This window comes from Pseudonocardia alni (genome assembly GCF_002813375.1).
Taxonomy (GTDB): domain Bacteria; phylum Actinomycetota; class Actinomycetes; order Mycobacteriales; family Pseudonocardiaceae; genus Pseudonocardia; species Pseudonocardia alni.
The window spans coordinates 2,517,626-2,535,001 of record NZ_PHUJ01000003.1; the positions used below are offsets into that span (position 1 = coordinate 2,517,626).

Annotated in this window: 16 protein-coding genes and 2 pseudogenes; 3 read left to right on the top strand and 15 right to left on the bottom strand. The window is 75.2% G+C overall.

The genetic code is table 11. The annotated features are described in order from the left end of the window. Positions 1 to 38 precede the first annotated feature (38 nt). Together ATL51_RS12555 and ATL51_RS12560 are read left to right on the top strand one after the other, a co-directional pair. Positions 39 to 1,767: pseudogene (locus tag ATL51_RS12555) on the top strand (alkaline phosphatase D family protein). Between the two features lie 18 nt (positions 1,768 to 1,785). After that, positions 1,786 to 2,697 carry an aldo/keto reductase gene (locus ATL51_RS12560; RefSeq protein ID WP_100878716.1) on the top strand — a complete coding sequence of 304 codons (912 nt, stop codon included), beginning with the start codon at positions 1,786 to 1,788 and terminating at the stop codon, positions 2,695 to 2,697. On the opposite strand, the gene rimI is transcribed toward ATL51_RS12560, so the two are convergent. The 8 genes and pseudogenes from rimI to glmS all read right to left on the bottom strand — a co-directional run bounded on the left by rimI (position 2,676) and on the right by glmS (position 11,840). Next, positions 2,676 to 3,167: a ribosomal protein S18-alanine N-acetyltransferase gene (gene rimI / locus ATL51_RS12565; protein WP_100878717.1), complete on the bottom strand. Its 492-nt coding sequence runs from the start codon at positions 3,165 to 3,167 to the stop codon at positions 2,676 to 2,678. The two genes, ATL51_RS12560 and rimI, sit on opposite strands and share 22 nt — an antisense overlap. Beyond that, positions 3,164 to 3,853 (bottom strand): tRNA (adenosine(37)-N6)-threonylcarbamoyltransferase complex dimerization subunit type 1 TsaB, encoded by a 690-nt coding sequence (gene tsaB / locus ATL51_RS12570; RefSeq protein WP_100878718.1) that lies wholly within the window; start codon positions 3,851 to 3,853, stop codon positions 3,164 to 3,166. Before tsaB ends, rimI begins: the two co-directional genes overlap by 4 nt. 10 nt (positions 3,854 to 3,863) lie before the next feature. Further along, the gene (gene tsaE / locus ATL51_RS12575) at positions 3,864 to 4,340 is read right to left on the bottom strand and encodes a tRNA (adenosine(37)-N6)-threonylcarbamoyltransferase complex ATPase subunit type 1 TsaE (RefSeq protein WP_073576438.1); all 477 of its coding nucleotides are present in this window, start codon (positions 4,338 to 4,340) and stop codon (positions 3,864 to 3,866) included. Continuing rightward, the gene (locus ATL51_RS12580) at positions 4,337 to 5,587 is read right to left on the bottom strand and encodes an alpha/beta fold hydrolase (RefSeq protein WP_100878719.1); all 1,251 of its coding nucleotides are present in this window, start codon (positions 5,585 to 5,587) and stop codon (positions 4,337 to 4,339) included. Before ATL51_RS12580 ends, tsaE begins: the two co-directional genes overlap by 4 nt. Beyond that, positions 5,584 to 6,792: an alanine racemase gene (gene alr, locus ATL51_RS12585; protein ID WP_100878720.1), complete on the bottom strand. Its 1,209-nt coding sequence runs from the start codon at positions 6,790 to 6,792 to the stop codon at positions 5,584 to 5,586. Before alr ends, ATL51_RS12580 begins: the two co-directional genes overlap by 4 nt. Before the next feature lie 190 nt (positions 6,793 to 6,982). After that, positions 6,983 to 8,255 (bottom strand): annotated as a pseudogene (gene argG, locus ATL51_RS12590) (argininosuccinate synthase); the annotation flags it as partial. A 51-nt stretch (positions 8,256 to 8,306) separates the two neighbouring features. Then, positions 8,307 to 9,893, bottom strand: coding sequence for an NAD(P)H-hydrate dehydratase (locus ATL51_RS12595; RefSeq protein WP_100878721.1), 1,587 nt, complete (start codon positions 9,891 to 9,893; stop codon positions 8,307 to 8,309). 87 nt (positions 9,894 to 9,980) lie between these two features. Next, positions 9,981 to 11,840, bottom strand: coding sequence for a glutamine--fructose-6-phosphate transaminase (isomerizing) (glmS, locus tag ATL51_RS12600; RefSeq protein ID WP_100878722.1), 1,860 nt, complete (start codon positions 11,838 to 11,840; stop codon positions 9,981 to 9,983). A 118-nt stretch (positions 11,841 to 11,958) separates the two neighbouring features. On the opposite strand from glmS, the gene ATL51_RS12605 reads away from it, so the two are divergent. Beyond that, complete coding sequence (locus tag ATL51_RS12605; RefSeq protein WP_301549006.1) at positions 11,959 to 12,852, top strand: dienelactone hydrolase family protein; 894 nt, start codon at positions 11,959 to 11,961, stop codon at positions 12,850 to 12,852. Positions 12,853 to 13,105: 253 nt separating this feature from the next. Here ATL51_RS12605 and ATL51_RS12610 read toward each other — a convergent pair whose 3' ends face one another. The 7 genes from ATL51_RS12610 to ATL51_RS12640 all read right to left on the bottom strand — a co-directional run bounded on the left by ATL51_RS12610 (position 13,106) and on the right by ATL51_RS12640 (position 17,256). Continuing rightward, positions 13,106 to 13,552 (bottom strand): hypothetical protein, encoded by a 447-nt coding sequence (locus ATL51_RS12610; RefSeq protein ID WP_100878724.1) that lies wholly within the window; start codon positions 13,550 to 13,552, stop codon positions 13,106 to 13,108. Continuing rightward, positions 13,546 to 13,830, bottom strand: a complete 285-nt coding sequence (locus ATL51_RS12615) for a hypothetical protein (RefSeq protein ID WP_100878725.1) — start codon at positions 13,828 to 13,830, stop codon at positions 13,546 to 13,548. The genes ATL51_RS12610 and ATL51_RS12615 overlap by 7 nt, the downstream gene beginning before the upstream one ends. A 180-nt stretch (positions 13,831 to 14,010) precedes the next feature. Further along, positions 14,011 to 15,348 carry a phosphoglucosamine mutase gene (gene glmM, locus ATL51_RS12620; RefSeq protein ID WP_100878726.1) on the bottom strand — a complete coding sequence of 446 codons (1,338 nt, stop codon included), beginning with the start codon at positions 15,346 to 15,348 and terminating at the stop codon, positions 14,011 to 14,013. An 11-nt stretch (positions 15,349 to 15,359) separates the two neighbouring features. After that, positions 15,360 to 15,941: a 30S ribosomal protein S9 gene (rpsI, locus tag ATL51_RS28990; protein WP_301549007.1), complete on the bottom strand. Its 582-nt coding sequence runs from the start codon at positions 15,939 to 15,941 to the stop codon at positions 15,360 to 15,362. 29 nt (positions 15,942 to 15,970) lie between these two features. Then, positions 15,971 to 16,414 carry a 50S ribosomal protein L13 gene (gene rplM, locus ATL51_RS12630; protein WP_062397782.1) on the bottom strand — a complete coding sequence of 148 codons (444 nt, stop codon included), beginning with the start codon at positions 16,412 to 16,414 and terminating at the stop codon, positions 15,971 to 15,973. Between the two features lie 234 nt (positions 16,415 to 16,648). Further along, entirely contained in the window at positions 16,649 to 16,939 is a 291-nt protein-coding gene (locus ATL51_RS12635; RefSeq protein ID WP_100878728.1) for a WXG100 family type VII secretion target, read from the bottom strand. A gap of 14 nt (positions 16,940 to 16,953) precedes the next feature. Next, positions 16,954 to 17,256 (bottom strand): WXG100 family type VII secretion target, encoded by a 303-nt coding sequence (locus ATL51_RS12640; protein ID WP_073576448.1) that lies wholly within the window; start codon positions 17,254 to 17,256, stop codon positions 16,954 to 16,956. Between the last annotated feature and the right edge of the window lie 120 nt (positions 17,257 to 17,376).

Genomic DNA, 17,376 nt, shown 5'->3' on the forward strand with positions numbered 1-17,376 from the left:
GGCGGAGGTCGTCCGCCGCGCGCGTTGGCACTCTATCCATGAGAGTGCCAGAAGCCGAGCGGGGGCTCAACCGCGCCGTTCGGGCGTGTCGGGAGTTCCCGGTCGTCGCCCGTTGTTCACGTACTCGTCGACCGACGGCCCGGTGTCACTCGATCGGGAGCGTTGCACTGCACATCGTGATCACCTCCCGCCGTTCGCTGCTGCGCGCCGGACTCACCGCCGCCGCCGTCACCGCCGCCGCACCCCTGCTGCCCGGCGCCGCCGCCGCGGCGCCCGGACCCGCCCCGGCCCGGCCGCCGGGCGACCCGTTCGGGCTCGGCGTGGCCTCCGGGGAACCCGATCCGACCTCGGTCGTGCTGTGGACCCGGCTCGCCACCGACCCCGTCGCCGAGGACGGCCTGGGCGGGCTCGGGAACCGCGCCACCGACGTCGAGTGGGAGGTCGCCGACGACGAGCGCTTCGCCCGGGTCGTGCGTCGCGGCCGGGTCCGCACCGGGCCGGACGCGGGCCACAGCGTGCACGTCGAGGTGCCGGGGCTGCGTCCCGGCCGCGACTACCACTACCGCTTCCGGGTGGGCCGCACCGTCTCCGACTCCGGCCGCACCCGCACCGCGCCCCCACCGGCGTCGATGACACCGGTGCACATGGCCTTCACCTCGTGCTCGCAGTTCGAGCACGGCTTCTTCACGGCGTACCGGCGGATGGCCGAGGAGCGTCCGGACGTGCTGCTGCACCTGGGCGACTACGTCTACGAGTACCCGGCGCAGGACTACGTCGCGCCCGGCGGGAACGTGCGCGACCACGCCGGCCCGGAGACGACGACGCTGGCCGGCTACCGGCAGCGACTGGCCCAGTACCACGCCGACACCGACCTGCAGGCCGCGCACGCGGCCGCGCCCTGGCTCGTCGTGTTCGACGACCACGAGGTCGAGAACAACTGGGCCGGCGACGTGCGGGAGCTCCCGCTCGACCCGCCCGGGGACTTCACCGCGCGGCGGGCCGCCGCGTTCCGCGCCTACTGGGAGAACATGCCGCTGCGCGCCGCCCAGCGCCCCCGCGGCGCGGCCATGCGGCTGTACCGCCGCCTCGGCTGGGGCGGGCTGGTCACCTTCCACATGCTCGACACCCGCCAGTACCGCGGCGACCAGCCGTGCGGGGACACCTTCCGCAGCGACTGCGCGGAACGCACCGACCCGGCCCGCTCGCTGCCCGGGTCGGCACAGGAACGCTGGATCGCCGACGGCTTCGCCCGCTCCCGCGCCCGCTGGGACGTGCTGGGCCAGCAGGTTCTTCTCCCAGGTCGACTTCACCCCGGGCGCCGGGCGCGGCTTCAACCCCGACGCGTGGGACGGCTACCCCGGCTCCCGGGACCGCGTCGTCGACTCCTGGACCGCGGCCACGCGGCGCGGCGGCGCACGCAACCTCGTCGTCCTCACCGGCGATGTGCACGCGCACTGGGGCGCCGACGTGAAGCGCCGCTTCGACGACCCCGCCTCGCCGGTGGTCGGCACCGAGCTGGTGTCCAGCTCGATCACCTCGGGCGGCGACGGCTCGGAGAAGCAGAACGGCTCCGACGCCGTCCTCGCCGACAATCCGCACATCCGGTTCCACAACAACCGCCGCGGCTACGTCAGCACCCGGTTCACCGCGGACCGGATGGAGGCCGAGTTCAAGGTGGTGCCGTTCGTGAGGCAGCCGGGCGCCCCGGTGCAGACCCGCGGACGGTTCGTGACCGAGGACCGTCGGCCGGGCCTGCGACCGCTGTAGCGGAGTAGGTTGGGACGCGTGGCTGACCTGGTTCTCGGCGCGAACGTCTTCGGGTGGACGGCGGACAGGGAGACCTCGTTCGCCGTCCTCGACGCGTTCGTCGCCGCCGGCGGACGGATGATCGACACCGCGGACTCCTACATGTGGCGCGCACCGGGGAACTCCGGCGGCGAGTCCGAGACGATCCTCGGCGAGTGGATGGCCGCCCGCGGCAACCGCGACGCGCTGCACCTCGCGACGAAGGTCGGTGCCCTGCCCGGCCGGGAGGGACTGTCGGCGGAGAACGTCGCGGCCGCGGCGCGGGACTCGCTGCGCCGCATGGGCACCGATCGGATCGACCTCTACTACGCCCACCGCGACGACGAGGCGACCGCGCAGGAGGAGACCCTCGACGCGTTCGACGCCCTGGTCCGCGAGGGGCTGGTCCGCGAGGTCGGCGCGTCGAACTTCTCCCCGGAGCGGCTGCGTTCGGCGCTGGAGATCTCCGCGCGCGACGGGCTGACCGCGTTCAGCACCATCCAGCCGCACTACAACCTCATGGAGCGCGACGCCTTCGAGGCAGGTCTGGCCCCGCTCGCCGAGTCGGAGAAGCTGGCCGTCCACCCGTACTACGGGCTGGCCAAGGGCTTCCTGACCGGCAAGTACCGGCCCGACTCCCCCTCCCCGGAGGGCCCGCGTGCCGAGGGCGCGGCGGCGTACCTGGACTCCCGCGGCCGCGCCGTGCTGGCCGGGCTCGACGAGATCTCCGCCGGCTACGGCGTCCCGGTCCCGGCGGTCGCCCTGACCTGGCTGGCCGCGCAGCCCGCGGTGACCGCGCCGATCGCGAGCGCACGCACCGTCGAGCAGCTGGAACAGCTGCTGCCGATGCTCACCCTGGAGCTGACCGACGACGAGCTGCGCCTGCTGTCCTACCTGTCCGCGACGTCCTGAGCGGCCTTGGGCACGCGGTCGCGGCGCATCGTGTGGGCGTCGGCCATCGACGGCCGGTAGTAGCGCTTGCGCAGCCCGACCACGGCGAACCCGTGGCTCTCGTACAGCGTGCGGGCCGGGACGTTGTCGGTGCGCACCTCCAGGAACACCGTGGCCGCCAGCTCGTCGGCGACGGCGAGCAGCCCCCGCAGCAGCGCGCGGCCGATGCCGTGGCCCTGCCAGGCCGGGTCGACGCCGATCGTGTGCACCTCCGCCTCGGCCATCGGCGGCCCGGCGACGACGGCGAGCCCGGCGTAGCCGACCAGCTCGTCACCGGCGCGGGCGGCGAGGTAGAGCTGGCCGGAGGAGACGGCGTCGCGGAAGGCCTGCGCGCTCCACGGGTCGTCCCCGGGGAACAGGATCTCCTCCAGCTCCGCGCAGCGCGCCGCGTCGGCCCGGTACAGCGGGCCCAGCGAGACGGTGGCGTTCACGCGGTGACGCGCTTGCGGCCGGTCGGCTCGACCGCGTCGGGGCGGCGCAGGTAGAGCGGCTCGACCGGGGCGGGGGCCCGGCCGGCGAGCAGGTCCGCCGCGGCGACGCCGACCAGCCCGTCGACGGTCGGGGCGCCGGGGCCGCCGATCTCGCGGCCGAGCCGCTGGGCGAACGACGGATCGCCGGCCACCGAGCCGATCGCCAGCTCGCCCAGGCGCGCGGCCAGCGCCTCCGGGGCCTCGACGGCCGGGCCGGTCAGCCTGCGGACCGAGCGGGCGTCGGCGGGGTCGGACGCGTCGTAGGCGGCCCAGTAGACCTCTGTGCGCCGGGCGTCGGTGACGACCAGCAGGTTCCCGCCGGTGTGCAGCCCCCAGGCCAGGGCGTCGTGGGTGACGACGCCGTGCACCGGCACGTCGAGGGCGTGGCCGAGCGCGGCGGCCGAGGCGATCCCGACCCGCAGCCCGGTGAACGGGCCCGGACCGGCGCCGACGACCACCGCCCCGACCTCGGCGAGCGCGTGGCCCGCCTCGGCGCACAGCGCACGGACCGCGGGCATCAGCAGCTCGCCGTGGCGGCGGCCGTCGTGCGCGCGGGCGGCGAGGGTCCGCGGGCCGCCGTCGGGGCCGAGGTCGACGAGACCGGCGGTGACCACGGTCGTCGCGGTGTCGAGGGCCAGTACCAGCACGCCGGCAAGCCTACGGACGCGCGGTGCGGCGCAGCGTCGCGACCCGGGTGTCGTCGTCGCGGCGCTCCAGCGTGATCGTCACCGCGGACCCGGCGAGCCGCTCCGCGACCCCGACCCCCCACTCGACGGCGACGACCGCCCGGTCCAGCTCGGTGTCGAGGTCGAGGTCGTCCAGCTCGGCCGCGACGTCCACGTTCCCGTCGGGGCCGCCCAGCCGGTAGGCGTCGACGTGCACCAGGGCCGGGCCGTCGCCCGCGGAGGGGTGCTCGCGGGCGATCACGAACGTCGGCGAGGCCACCGTGCCGGTCACCCCGAGCCCGCGGGCCAGACCGCGGACCAGGGCGGTCTTGCCCGCGCCGAGCGGGCCCGCCAGGAGCACGACGTCACCGGCGACCAGCTCGCGCCCGACCGTCCGGCCGAAGGACTCGGTGTCGGCGACGGTCGGCAGCTCGGTGACGACGGCGTCCGCGCCGGGGGCGGGGATCACGGCCGGTCCTTCTTCCGGGACCGGCCGGCCCGGGCCGGGATGCGGCTGCCCCGGCGGACCCGGCCCGCGCTGCGCAGCAGCCCCTGCAGCGCACCGCCCGCCTCGGCCTGCTCGTCATCGGTCGTGTCGGTGAGCTGCGGCGGGCGCTTGGCGCGCAGCCCGCCGCCCGCGGTGCGCTCGGTGGTGCGGGCGATCAGCGCGTCGAGCTCGGCGTCGACGACCTCGGGCTGCTCCAGCATCGGCATGTGCCCGACCCCGGGCAGGCGCACCAGCCGGGCGGTCGGGACCGCCTCGGCGATGACCTCGCTGTGCCGCCACGGGATGATCCGGTCGCCGTCGCCGGCCAGGACGAGCACCTCGCAGCCGGACAGGCCGGGCAGCGCCGCGAGCCGGTCGTGGGTGCCCAGGGTGTCGACGAAGTCGGTGAGCGCGCCGACGGCGTTCGAGTCGATCATCGTGTCGACGAGGTCGACCATCCGCGGGTCGACCTGGCGGTCGCCGTAGGCGAAGCGCTTGGTGAACACCCAGATGATGTCGCCCAACGCGCGCCGGCCCGTCTCGACCAGGCCGGGCTGCCACGCGGCGAGCCCGCCGAGGGTCCGGATGACCGGGTTGCGCCGGGACAGGAACGTGCCCGGCAACCCCGAGGACGCCATCTCCCCCGCCGAGGTCGACACCAGCGCCACCCCGGCGACGCGCTCGTGGAACAGCTCCGGGTGCTGCTCGGCCAGCGCCATCACGGTCATGCCGCCCATCGAGTGGGACACCAGCACCAGCGGACCCTCGGGGGCCACCGCGCGGATGACGGCGTCCAGGTCGCGGCCGAGCTGGTCGATCGTGCAGGAGTCAGCGGGCGCCCGCTCGGAGCGGCCGTGGCTGCGCTGGTCGTAGAGCACCATCCGCACCGACGGGCCGGTCAGCCCGGCCAGGTGCGGCCGCTGCTCGGACCAGGTGCGCCGGTCCAGGGCGAATCCGTGCACCAGCACCACCGTCAGCGCGGGCTCCGAGCCGTCGGCCGGCGCGACCACCTCGCAGGCGATGCGGACGCCGTCGTCGGCCATCACCGACATCTCCTCGCCGACGGTGCCCGGCGGCGTCCCGGCGTGCGCGGACATCTCGGTGGCCAGGCTGCGCCGGGTGGCGGCGATCTTGCGTCGCTGCGCGGCGACGCCGACCCCGGCCGCGGCGCCCGCGGCGCCGACCACACCGCCCGCGATCCCGGCGACGGTCCATCCCCTGCGGCTCATGCGACTCCCCCGCGCCCGTCGGACACCGTGCGGCGCACCCGCCCCCGGACGCCCGTGACGATCTCGTAGTGGATGGTGCCCAGCTCGTCGGCCCACTCGCGGGCCGTCGGTCCGCCGTCGGCGCCGGTGCCGAACAGCTCGACCGGGTCGCCGATCGCGACCGGCAGTACCCCCGGCCGCCCGCAGTCGACGACGAACTGGTCCATGCAGACCCGCCCGGCGACCGGCCGGACGGTGCCGCCGATCCGCACGCGCATCCGGCCGCCGTCGTTGAGCCGGCGCGGGACGCCGTCGGCGTAGCCCAGCGGCACCAGTGCCAGCGTGCGCGGTTCGTGGGCGACCCACTCGTGGCCGTAGGACACGCCCTCGCCCGCCTCGACGGTCTTGGTGAGCGCGACCCGGCCGCGGAGCGTCATCGCCGGGCGCAGCGGGCTGTCGGAGGGGCTGGCGATCGGGTCGAGCCCGTAGACGGCGATCCCCGGCCGGACGACGTCCAGGTGCAGGTCGGGGCGGGTCATCAGGCCCGCCGAGTTGCACAGGTGCAGCTGCGGGACGAACCCGCGGTCCCGGGCGAGCGCGGCGGCGGCGTGCAGCCGCGCGGCCTGGCTGTCGACGGCGGGCTGGCCCGGCTCGTCGGCGGCGGCCAGGTGCGACCACACGGCCACGACCTCGCAGGTGCCGTCGGCGACGCCGTCGGAGACGTCGTCGAGCAGGGCCGGCCACTCGCCGGGCGGACAGCCGTTGCGCGACAGCCCGGTGTCGGCCTTGAGGTGCAGCCGGACCCGGCGGCCCGCGGCGCGGGCACCGGCCAGCACCGCGGCGAGGTGCACGCGGCCGGACACCGACAGGTCCACCCCCGCGGCGACGGCGGCGGCGAAGTCGGAGTCGGGCAGGTGCAGCCAGGACAGCAGCGGCGCGTCGACGCCGTCGGCCCGCAGTGCGAGCGCCTCGTCCAGGGTGGCGACCCCGAGCCGGGTCGCCCCGGCCGACAGCGCCGCCCGTGCGACGGCGGCCGCGCCGTGGCCGTAGCCGTCGGCCTTGACCACGACCATCGTCTCGGCCCCGGACGCGAGACCCGACAGGTACCGGGTGTTGTGCCGGACGGCGTCGAGGTCGACCACCGCCTCGGCCGCCGGTGCGCCCGGTCCGGGCCGGGGCCGCGGACCGGGTACGGGGTCGGTCGTGGGTAGCACGGCCCCGATCATCGCATCCCGGCCCGTCGCGACCCGGTCCCGAGCCCGGCTCAGTCGGTCCCGGCCTCCATCGCGGCGCGGTCGAGGGACTCCTCGGCCTGCTCGGCGTCGGGGTCCGACGGCGTCGCGGTGATCTCCGCCGCACGCCCGGCCTCGATCTCGCCGACGAAGGTGCCGAACTCGCCGCCGAGCATCCCGGTGGCCGAGTACTGCTCCAGCTTGGCGCGGGAGTCGGCCAGGTCCAGGTTGCGCAGGGTGAGCTGGCCGATGCGGTCGCCCGGGGTGAACGGGGCGTCCTCGACGCGCTCCATCGAGAGCCGGTCCTCGACGTAGGCCAGGGCGGGGCCGCGGGTGTCGAGTACCGACCAGTCGTTGCCGCGGCGCAGCCGCAGCGTGACCGACCCGGTGACCGCGTTGCCGACCCAGCGGGTCAGGGACTCGCGCAGCATCAGCGACTGCGGCTCCAGCCAGCGCCCCTCGTAGAGGAGCCTGCCGAGCCGGCGGCCCTGCTCCTCGTAGGCCGACAGCGAGTCGTGGTTGTGGATCGCCGACACGAGCCGCTCGTAGGTGACGAACAGCAGAGCCATCGCCGGGGCCTCGTAGATGCCGCGGCTCTTGGCCTCGATGATCCGGTTCTCGATCTGGTCGGTCATGCCCAGGCCGTGCCGGCCACCGATCCGGTTGGCCTCCTCGACCAGCGCGACCGGGTCGTCGTAGCGGGTGCCGTTGATCGCGACGGGGCGACCGGACTCCCACTCGACGGTGACGTCCTCGGTCTCGACCGCGACGGCCGGGTCCCAGAACCGCACGCCCATGATCGGCTCGACGATCTCGATCGAGGTGTCGAGGTGCTCGAGCCTCTTGGCCTCGTGGGTGGCACCCCAGATGTTGGCGTCGGTCGAGTACGCCTTCTCCGCGGAGTCCCGGTAGGGCAGCTCCCGCTCGCCCAGCCAGGCGCTCATCTCCGCGCGGCCGCCGAGCTGGTCGACGAACGCCTCGTCCAGCCACGGCTTGTAGATCCGCAGGGCGGGGTTGGCGAGCAGGCCGTAGCGGTAGAACCGCTCGATGTCGTTGCCCTTGAAGGTCGAGCCGTCGCCCCAGATGGAGACGCCGTCGTCGGCCATGGCGCGGACGAGCAGCGTGCCGGTGACGGCGCGGCCGATCGGGGTGGTGTTGAAGTAGGGCATCCCGCCGGCGCGGATGTGGAAGGCACCGCAGGCGATCGCGGCGATGCCCTCGTCGACCAGTGCACGACGGCAGTCGACGACGCGGGCGGCCTCGGCGCCGTACTCCAGCGCGCGCTCGCGGACGGCGACGAGGTCGGGCTCGTCGGGCTGTCCGAGGTCGGCCGTGTAGGCGTAGGGGACCGCGCCGTTCTCGCGCATCCAGGCGACGGCGACGGAGGTGTCGAGGCCACCGGAGAAGGCGATGCCGACGCGCTCGCCGACGGGGAGGCTGGTCAGGATCTTCGGCACGCGCGGAACGCTAACAACCCGCTCCCGGCGCAGGTCCGCCGGTGTGCCGCTTCAGTGCCCCGACGCCGCCGCCCGGACCGACCGCAGCGCGACCGGGATCGCCGCCTGCATCGCCGACGCCGGCGCCGGGACCGGCGGCAGCCCGTGCTCGCGGGCGGCCGCCGTCGCGGCGCGGGCGTGCACCAGCGTCGCGCAGCCCGCCGCCCACCACGGGTCCAGCCCGGCGGCCAGCAGCGCGCCGATCATGCCGGTGAGCACGTCGCCGGAGCCCGCGGTGGCGGCCCAGGAGTCCGCGGCCGGGTCGACCAGCACCCGTCCGTCCGGTGCGGCGACGACGGTCGCGTTCCCCTTCAGCAGCACCGTCACCCCGAGGTCGGCGGCGGCGCGGCGGGCGGCGCCGATCCGGTCGGGCCCGACCTCGCCCGCGATCCGGGCGAACTCCCCCGCGTGCGGGGTGAGCACGACGGGCTCGCCGTGGATGCGCATCCGCAGGTGGGTGTGCTGTGCGAGCAGGGTGATCGCGTCGGCGTCGAGGCAGAGCGGCACCCCGCGGTCCAGCGCCTCCTCCAGCACCGCCTGGCCCTGCCCGCCGGTACCCAGGCCCGGCCCGACCGCCCAGGCCTGGGTGCGGCCCGCGTCGGTGATGTCGCCGGTGGCGACGATCTCCGGCCAGTGCCTGCGGACCTCGTCGGCGGCGGACCCGGCGAAGCGGACCATCCCGGAGGTGGCCAGGGCCGCGGCCCCTGCGGCGAGGACGGCGGCGCCGGGATAGGTGGCCGACCCGGCGGCGATCCCGACGACGCCCTGGCTGTACTTGTCGTCGTCGGGTCCCGGGACCGGCCAGCGGGCGCCGACGTCGCCGTCGGACAGCACCCGCGCGTGCGGCTCGATCCCCTCGAGGAACGGCCCGAGCCCGAAGTCCACCAGCCGCACCGGGCCGCAGAGCGGGGCGGCGAGGGCGTGCACCGGCTTGCGGCAGCCGAAGGTGACCGTCAGCGCGGCGCGGACGTGCGGCCCGTCGGTCACCCCGGTGTCGCCGTCGACGCCCGAGGGCAGGTCGCAGGCCACGATCGGCACACCCGCCCCGTCGGCGGCGGCGACCAGCTCCGGGGCCGGGTCGCGCAGCGCACCGCGCCCGGAGATGCCGACGATCCCGTCGACGACGACGTCCGCCCCGGACACCAGCGCCCGCGCCGAGTCGAGCCCGCCGGCGGCCGGGGTGCCGGTGCCGATCCTGTCGCCGGTGCTGGTCCCGGGGTCGCTGCCGGTGCCGGTGTCGCCGCCCGCGGCGGGGCCGGAGCCTGCGGCCGGGCCGGGCGGGTGCAGGGCCAGCACCCGCCCGCGGGCGGCGCGCAGCGCGGCGAGGCCCGCCGGGTGCGCGCGGTCCGGCGCCAGCAGCACCGCGGTGACGTGCGCGCCCCGGCGGCGCAGCTCGGCACCGGCGCACAGGGCGTCGCCGCCGTTGTCGCCCGCCCCGACGAGCAGCACCACCCGGCGGCCGTAGGTCGCGCCGAGGAACTCCCGCACGTGGTGCGCGAGCCCCGCTGCGGCCCGGCGCATCAGCACCCCGTCGCCGACAGTGCGCATCATGGCCGCTTCGGCCGCCCGTACCTGGTCCGCGGTGTGGAGCCCGTGCATGGCCGCGAGGCTAGCGCCGGGCGACCATGATCGACGGTTGTGGAGCGGGACGCCCGCGTCGCGAACGCTCCGCTCCACGACCGGTGATCACTCGACGGTGACCGACTTCGCCAGGTTGCGGGGCTTGTCGACGTCGTAGCCGCGGGCCCGGGCGATCTCGGCCGCGATCACCTGCAGCGGGATCGTCGCGACCAGCGGCTGCAGCAGCGTCGGCACCGCGGGCAGCTCGAAGAGGTGGTCGGCGAACGGGCGCACCGTCTCGTCGCCGGTCTCGGCGAGGACCACGGTCCGCGCCCCGCGCGCCTTGATCTCCTGGATGTTGGACAGCAGCTTGGAGTGCAGGACCGCGCGCCCCTTCGGCGACGGCATCACCACCACGACCGGCAGCCCGTCCTCGATCAGCGCGATCGGGCCGTGCTTGAGCTCACCGGCCGCGAAGGCCTCGGCGTGCATGTAGGCGAGCTCCTTGAGCTTGAGCGCGCCCTCCAGTGCCACCGGGTAGCCGACGTGGCGGCCGAGGAACAGCACCGCCTTCGACGGCGCCAGCTCCTGCCCGAGCACACGGGCCTCGCCGAGCGACTCCAGCACGTGGGCGACGGCGGCCGGGACGGCCTCCAGCTCCTCGAACTCGCGGACCACCTCGTCGGGGTACTTGGTGCCGCGCGCCTGGGCCAGGGCCAGACCGACCAGGTAGTTCGCCGCGACCTGGGCGGTGAACGTCTTCGTCGCGGCGACGCCGATCTCCGGGCCCGCGTGGGTGTAGATCACCGCGTCGGACTCGCGCGGGATCTGCGCTCCGTTGGTGTTGCAGATGGCCAGCACCCGGGCCTTCTGCTCCTTCGCGTGGCGCAGCGCCTCCAGGGTGTCGGCGGTCTCGCCGGACTGGGAGATCGCGACGACCAGCGTCGAGCGGTCCAGCACCGGGTCGCGGTAGCGGAACTCGCTGGCCAGCTCGATCTCGACCGGGATCCGGGTCCAGTGCTCGATCGCGTACTTCGCGAGCAGCCCGGAGTGGTAGGCGGTGCCGCAGGCGACGACGAAGACCTTGTCGACGTCGCGCAGGTCCTGATCGGTCAGCCGCTGCTCGTCGAGGACGATCCGGCCGTCGACGAGGTGCCCACGCAGGGTGTCGGCGATCGCGGTCGGCTGCTCCTCGATCTCCTTGAGCATGAAGTAGTCGTGGCCGCCCTTCTCGGCGGCGGCGAGGTCCCAGGTCACCTCGAACGGGTTGACCCCGACCGGCTCCCCGTGGAAGTCGGTGACGTCGTAGCCGTCGCGGGTGATCGTCACGACCTGGTCCTGGCCGAGCTCGACGGCGTCGCGGGTGAACTCGATGAACGCCGCGACGTCGGAGGCCAGGAACGTCTCTCCCTCGCCGATGCCGAGCACCAGCGGCGAGTTGCGACGGGCGGCGACGATCCGCTCCGGCTCGTCGGCGTGCGTCACGACCAGGGTGAACGCGCCCTCCAGCCGACGGGCGACGGCGCGGACCGACGCGGGCAGATCGCCCTTCGTCGGGCCGTCGGCGTGGGCCAGCGCCACCAGGTGCGCGGCGGTCTCGGTGTCGGTGTCGGACTCCGCCCAGATGCCACGGGCCTCCAGCTCGGCGCGCAGCTCCAGGAAGTTCTCGATGATGCCGTTGTGGACGACCGCGACCTTGCCGTCGCTGCTGCGGTGCGGGTGGGCGTTGCGGTCGGTGGGCGGGCCGTGCGTGGCCCACCGCGTGTGCCCGATGCCCGAGGTCCCGGTGAACCGGTCGCGACCGATCTCCTCGAGACGTGCCTCCAGGTTGGCCAGGGCTCCGGCCTTGCGCTCGACCAGCAGCTCACCGCCGTCCGGCAGCGCGACGCCGGCGGAGTCGTAACCGCGGTACTCCAGTCGTCGCAGGCCGCCGAGGACGACGTCGAGTGCGGACCGATGACCGACGTAACCGACGATGCCACACATACGGATGAGCGTATCGACGCCCGGTTGCCGATCTTCCGGCGACGGGGTCGGTCCGGCGCCACGCCGTACGTCCGTGCGAGTCGGGCACGCGGTGACCTGCACCGGTACGGTGCCGACCGTGGCCCGGACCAGCGTGACCCGACCCCCGTCGATGAAGGGGGCCAAGGACGCCCTCGGTGTGCTGTCGCGTCCGGGGCCGAACCCGGTGAAGCACGGCGACCTGGGCCTGATCGGTCTGCCGGGCATCGTCTACACCCCCGCGGAGGGCTACCAGCTGCCCGCCGTGGTGATCGGGCACGCGTGGCTGCAGCCCGCGCACCGCTACCACGAGCTGCTGCGCCACCTCGCGACCTGGGGTTTCGTCGCCGCCGCGCCGAACACCCAGCGCGGCCCGGTCCCGAGCGTCGCCCGGTTCGCCTCGGACCTGAACACCGTCCTCGACGTGTGCGTCGGCGTCCGGCTCGGCGACGGCCACGTCAGCGTCGACGCCCGCAAGACCGCGCTGGTCGGGCACGGCACCGGGGGCGGCGCCGCCGTCCTCGCCGCGGCCCGGCGTGAGCGCCTCGGCGCGCTGGTGACCCTCGCCGCGTCGGAGGTGAAGCCCTCCGCGATCGAGGCGGCCGCCGCGGTGACCGTCCCGACGCTGCACCTCGCCGCCGCCGTCGACTCGTTGGCCCCCATGGAGGGACATGCGCAGCGGATCGCCGCCGCCCAGCACGAGGCCGGCACCGACGTGACGCTCCGCGAGATCGAGAAGGCCGGGCACCTCGGGTTCTGCGAGGGCAGGCACTGGACGAGCTTCCTGCTGCAGAACCGCCCGCAGCACCGGACCCGGAAGATCGCCCGGGCACTGGTGACGGCGTTCCTCATGCAGGAGCTGCAGAACGAGAAGCGGGTGTCCTCGCTGACCTCGGGGAACGTCCCCGGGGCTCCGGTGGTGGACCTCACGCCGGAGCCCGACGGCGAGCAGGACCAGCAGCCGTCGTCGGGGCTGCTGGGCATCGGCGGCTGACCCCGCGGCGCGACCACCGCGCCGCGGCGATCCGTGGCCCGCGCCGTGATCCGCTGCCCGCACGGTGATCCGCCGCCCGCACGGTGATCCGCCGCCCGCACGGTGATCCGCTGCCCGCACGGTGATCCGCTCCTCGCGTGCGTCCGGACGCGCGCGGGCCGCGGATCAGCGCGCGGACCCGAGGGCCGATGGCGGCCGCAACCGGGAGCGAGGCGGTCCCGGTGTCCGGGGAGCCGGGCCGCGGTGGCCCGGATCAGCGCTCGGGCGGGTCCGCGAACGACGGGGCCACGGGTCCGCGCCGGCCGGTGACGCGCGTACCGGTGAGGCCGGGAAGGCGCATGCCGGGAACGTCCGCGGGTACCGGGCCCGCGGCCTCGGGCTCCGTCGCACCCGACCGCGACGGGCGTCCGGGCATCGCCGGGTCGTGGTGTGCCGGAGGACCGTGCCGCGCCGTATCGGCGGGGGCTGTGTCCTCCGCCCGGGCCGCGTCCCGCGCGGCCTCGTCGGCGAGCCGGTGCAGCTCGCGTGCGACAAGGTCGAGCCGGGCCGTCACCGCGTGCCCGGCCGGGTCGTCCCACGCGTCGGCGACGGCGTCGCGGATCCCGGCCAGCAGCCCGGCGGTGTCGTCGAGCCGGCCCACCAGCGCCCGCAGGGCCCTGCCCTGGTCCGCGACGCCGGCGTCCGTTCCGTCGATCAGCACGTCTCTGCCCCGTCGAGGGCGGAGAGGTGCTGATCGACACCCGGGACGGCCCGGAACGCCGTGGCCGCGCCGGCGTCCACCGCCCGGGTCGAGGCCGCGGCGCGCCGCGTCGCGTCGGCCAGCGCCGTCAGCTCGTCCGTGACCCGCCGCAGCCGCACCACGCGGTCCCCGTCACCGGGCCCGGTCGCGGGGGCCGCGGTCAGCCCGGCGGCCAGCTCCTCCAGCCCGCGCGCGGCACGGTCCAGCGCCTCGGGGTCCCGCCGCACGTCCGGTCGCATCGGACCAGCCTGCGCCCGGTCGCACCCGCACCGCCCCCGAACCGCCGATCCCGTTCGCGACTGCGAACGCGTGCCCCGGCTGCGACCGACGGGGGGACGCCCGGCGGGGCTCCGAGGCCCCGGACAACGACGTCGGGGCCGCCCCCGGTGTGGGTGACGGCCCCGATCGGCGTGTGCGCGTCAGCGCGCGGCGGCGACGACCTCGGCCAGCCGGCCCGCGACGGCGTCGGCCTCGCCCTCGCTGGGCGCCTCGACCATCACGCGGACGAGCTGCTCGGTGCCCGACGGGCGCAGCAGCACCCGGCCGGTGTCCCCCAGCTCGGCCTCGGCCTTGGCGACGGCCTCGGCCACGTCCGCCGACGCGGCGACCGCGTCCTTGTCCGCGACGGCCACGTTGCGCAGCACCTGCGGCAGCACGGTGACCACGGAGGCGAGCTCGGCCAGCGACGTGCCGGTCTGCGCGACCCGCGACATGAGCCGGAGGGCGGTGAGCAGACCGTCGCCGGTGGTGGCGTGGCCCGGCAGCACCACGTGCCCGGACTGCTCGCCGCCGAGGGTGAACCCGCCCTCGCGCAGCCGCTCCAGCACGTAGCGGTCGCCGACCCTGGTGGTGTCCAGCGTGATCCCGGCCTCGCGCATGGCGATGTGCAGGCCCAGGTTGCTCATCACCGTGGCGACGAGCGTGTCGTGGGCGAGCTCGCCGGCGTCGCGCATGGCGAGCGCCAGCACGGCCATGATCCGGTCACCGTCGACGACGGCGCCCGTCCCGTCCACGGCCAGGCAGCGGTCGGCGTCGCCGTCGTGGGCGATGCCGAGGTCGGCGCCGTGCTCGAGCACCGCGGACCGCAACGGCTCCAGGTGGGTGGACCCGACGCCGTCGTTGATGTTGAGCCCGTCCGGCTCGGCGTGCAGCGCGATCACGTCCGCGCCCGCCTGGCGGTAGGCCTCCGGCGCGGCCAGCGCCGCGGCGCCGTGCGCGCAGTCCACGACCACGCGCAGCCCGGACAGCGAGCCGGGCGCGGCGGAGAGCAGGTGCGCGACGTAGACGTCGGTGGCGTCCGGGGCGTCCCAGACGCGGCCGATGCCCTCCCCGGTGGGGCGGGCGCCGAGCCCGGCGGCCAGCTGCTGCTCGATCGCGTCCTCGACGTCGTCGGGCAGCTTGTGGCCGCCCGCGGCGAAGAGCTTGATGCCGTTGTCGGGCATCGGGTTGTGCGACGCGGAGATCATCACGCCGAGGTCGGCGCCGGTCTCGGCGACCAGGTGCGCGACGCCCGGGGTCGGCAGCACACCGACCCGGATCGCGTCCGCACCGGCCGAGGTGAGCCCGGCGACGACCGCGGCCTCGAGCATCTCGCCGCTCGCGCGGGGGTCGCGTCCGACGACCGCGAGGGGCCGGCGGCCGGAGCCGTTCGAGAGCGTGCGGGCGGCCGAGGCACAGACGCCAACGGCGAACTCCGGAGTGAGGAGTTCGCCGTTGGCCAGGCCCCGGACGCCGTCGGTTCCGAAGAGACGAGGCATCCGGTGTGCGATCAGCGCTTGGAGTACTGGGGCGCCTTGCGGGCCTTCTTGAGGCCGTACTTCTTGCGCTCGACGGCGCGGGCGTCACGGGTCAGCCAGCCGGCCTTCTTCAGCGGCGGGCGGTCCTCGGAGTCCAGCTCGACCAGCGCACGGGCGATGGCCAGGCGCAGCGCGCCGGCCTGACCCGCGGTGCCGCCACCCTTGAGGTTGGCGAAGATGTCGAAGCGCTCGGTCTTCTCGACGAGGACCAGCGGCTCCTTCACGATCTGCTGGTGCAGCTTGTTCGGGAAGTACACCTCGAGCGGCTTGCCGTTGAGGGTGAACCCACCGGTGCCCGGCAGCAGCCGGACGCGGACGACGGCCTCCTTGCGGCGGCCGACGGTCTGGACCGGCCGGTCGCCCAGCACGGGTGCCTCGGCGGCGAACTCGTCGGCGTCGAAGTCGGCGGCGTCACCGATGGTGTAGTCGACGTCGGCGACCTCGGTCTCGGGGGCCTCGGTCTCGGCCGCCTCGGTCTCGGTCGCCTCGGCGGCCGCACCCTCGGTCTCGACCGCGTCGACGACCTCGTCGGGTCCGTTCTCGGGGCTGGTCACGGGCTGTCCCTCTTCGTTGCTCGGGGTGGTCACTGGCTGACCTGCTTGATCTCGAACGGCTGCGGCTTCTGGGCCTCGTGCGGGTGCGCCGGGCCGGCGTAGACCTTCAGCTTCTTGGCCATGGCGCGGCCGAGACGGTTCTTCGGCAGCATGCCCTTGATCGCCTTCTCCACGAGGCGGTCGGGCTGGCTGTCGATCATCTCGCCGACGGAGCGCTGACGGAGGCCACCCGGGAAGCCGGAGTGGCGGTAGATGAACTTGTCGGCACGCTTGTTGCCCGACACCGAGATCTTCTCCGCGTTCACGATGACCACGAAGTCGCCGTTGTCGACGTGCGGAGCGTAGGTCGGCTTGTGCTTCCCGCGCAGCAGCGTGGCAGCGTGGGTGGCGAGCCGACCGAGGCGCACGTCCTCGGCGTCGATCACGTGCCAGGCGTGCTGGATGTCGCCGGGCTTGGGGCTGTACGTGGGCACGGATCTACCTCGTCGTCGTTCTCGGCTGGTGGGCCGTCCGCACGGGTTCCGGCCCACTCTCTAGTCTCTGGTTCCTCAGCGTGCTGCTGGTGGACGCCGGAGGGACGCTCGATCCCGCCGCTGTCGCCGGAGGACGGCGCCCGCGGGTCTCCACCGCTGCACAACGAGAGCCAAGCGTACCCGCCGGTTCCGGGGGCGGACGCAAGGGGGTCGTCCGGGCCCCCGGACCGGCTGTCAGGCGAACCGGGCCCGGTTCGCCTGCTCGGTGGCCCGGTAGTTCTGACCGGCCTGACCGACGAGCTTTCCGATGGTGCCCAGGGTGGTGGTCAGCTCGGCCGCCGAGGTGTCCCACTTCTGCTGCGACGCCCGGTAGGTGGCCGCCGCGTCGCCGGTCCAGGTCGCGACCATCGGCGCCAGTTGCCGCCGGAGGTCCTCGAGCTGGGAGGTGATGCGTGCGGTCGTCGCGGCGGTGTCGGCCGACGCCGTCTCGAGCGCACTGAAGGTGACCTTGATCTCGGATCCCATGGTGTGGCTCCCCCTCACCCGAGCACCGACGTGATGGCGGTGCGGTTCTGGTCCTCCTGCTGCTGGTACGTCGTCGCCGTGCCGCCGAGCTGCTCACCGATCGCGCCCAGCGCCTCGTTCAGCCGCCGCGCCTCGGTGTCCCACTTGGCCATCAGCTGGGCGAACGCCGTCGCCGCGGTGCCGGACCACTGGCCCTGCAGCGGTCCCAGCCGGCTGCGCAGGCGGCCGAGCTCGCCGTTGACGGCGTCGCTCACCGCCCGCACCTGGCCCGCCGCGCGGACCATCTCCTCGGTCGTCGTGCCGAACCCGTCGGCCATACGTCCCACCTCGTCCCCTGATCGGACCCCGGCGCGGCCGTGTCGACGGCTCCCGGGCCCGGGGGCGCGGTGCCCCCGGCCCGCGCACAGTGGCAGGGCGCGCCGGTGGCCGTGGCCGTT

Excerpts from the sequence above, each read along its gene's own strand:
- ATL51_RS12580 (WP_100878719.1), bottom strand. The coding sequence starts at position 5,587 with ATGAGCCGCAGGGGATGGACCGTCGCCGGGATCGCGGGCGGTGTGGTC.
- alr (WP_100878720.1), bottom strand. The coding sequence starts at position 6,792 with ATGATCGGGGCCGTGCTACCCACGACCGACCCCGTACCCGGTCCGCGG.
- ATL51_RS12595 (WP_100878721.1), bottom strand. The coding sequence starts at position 9,893 with ATGCACGGGCTCCACACCGCGGACCAGGTACGGGCGGCCGAAGCGGCC.
- glmS (WP_100878722.1), bottom strand. The coding sequence starts at position 11,840 with ATGTGTGGCATCGTCGGTTACGTCGGTCATCGGTCCGCACTCGACGTC.
- ATL51_RS12615 (WP_100878725.1), bottom strand. The coding sequence starts at position 13,830 with ATGCGACCGGACGTGCGGCGGGACCCCGAGGCGCTGGACCGTGCCGCG.
- glmM (WP_100878726.1), bottom strand. The coding sequence starts at position 15,348 with ATGCCTCGTCTCTTCGGAACCGACGGCGTCCGGGGCCTGGCCAACGGC.
- ATL51_RS12635 (WP_100878728.1), bottom strand. The coding sequence starts at position 16,939 with ATGGGATCCGAGATCAAGGTCACCTTCAGTGCGCTCGAGACGGCGTCG.
- ATL51_RS12640 (WP_073576448.1), bottom strand. The coding sequence starts at position 17,256 with ATGGCCGACGGGTTCGGCACGACGACCGAGGAGATGGTCCGCGCGGCG.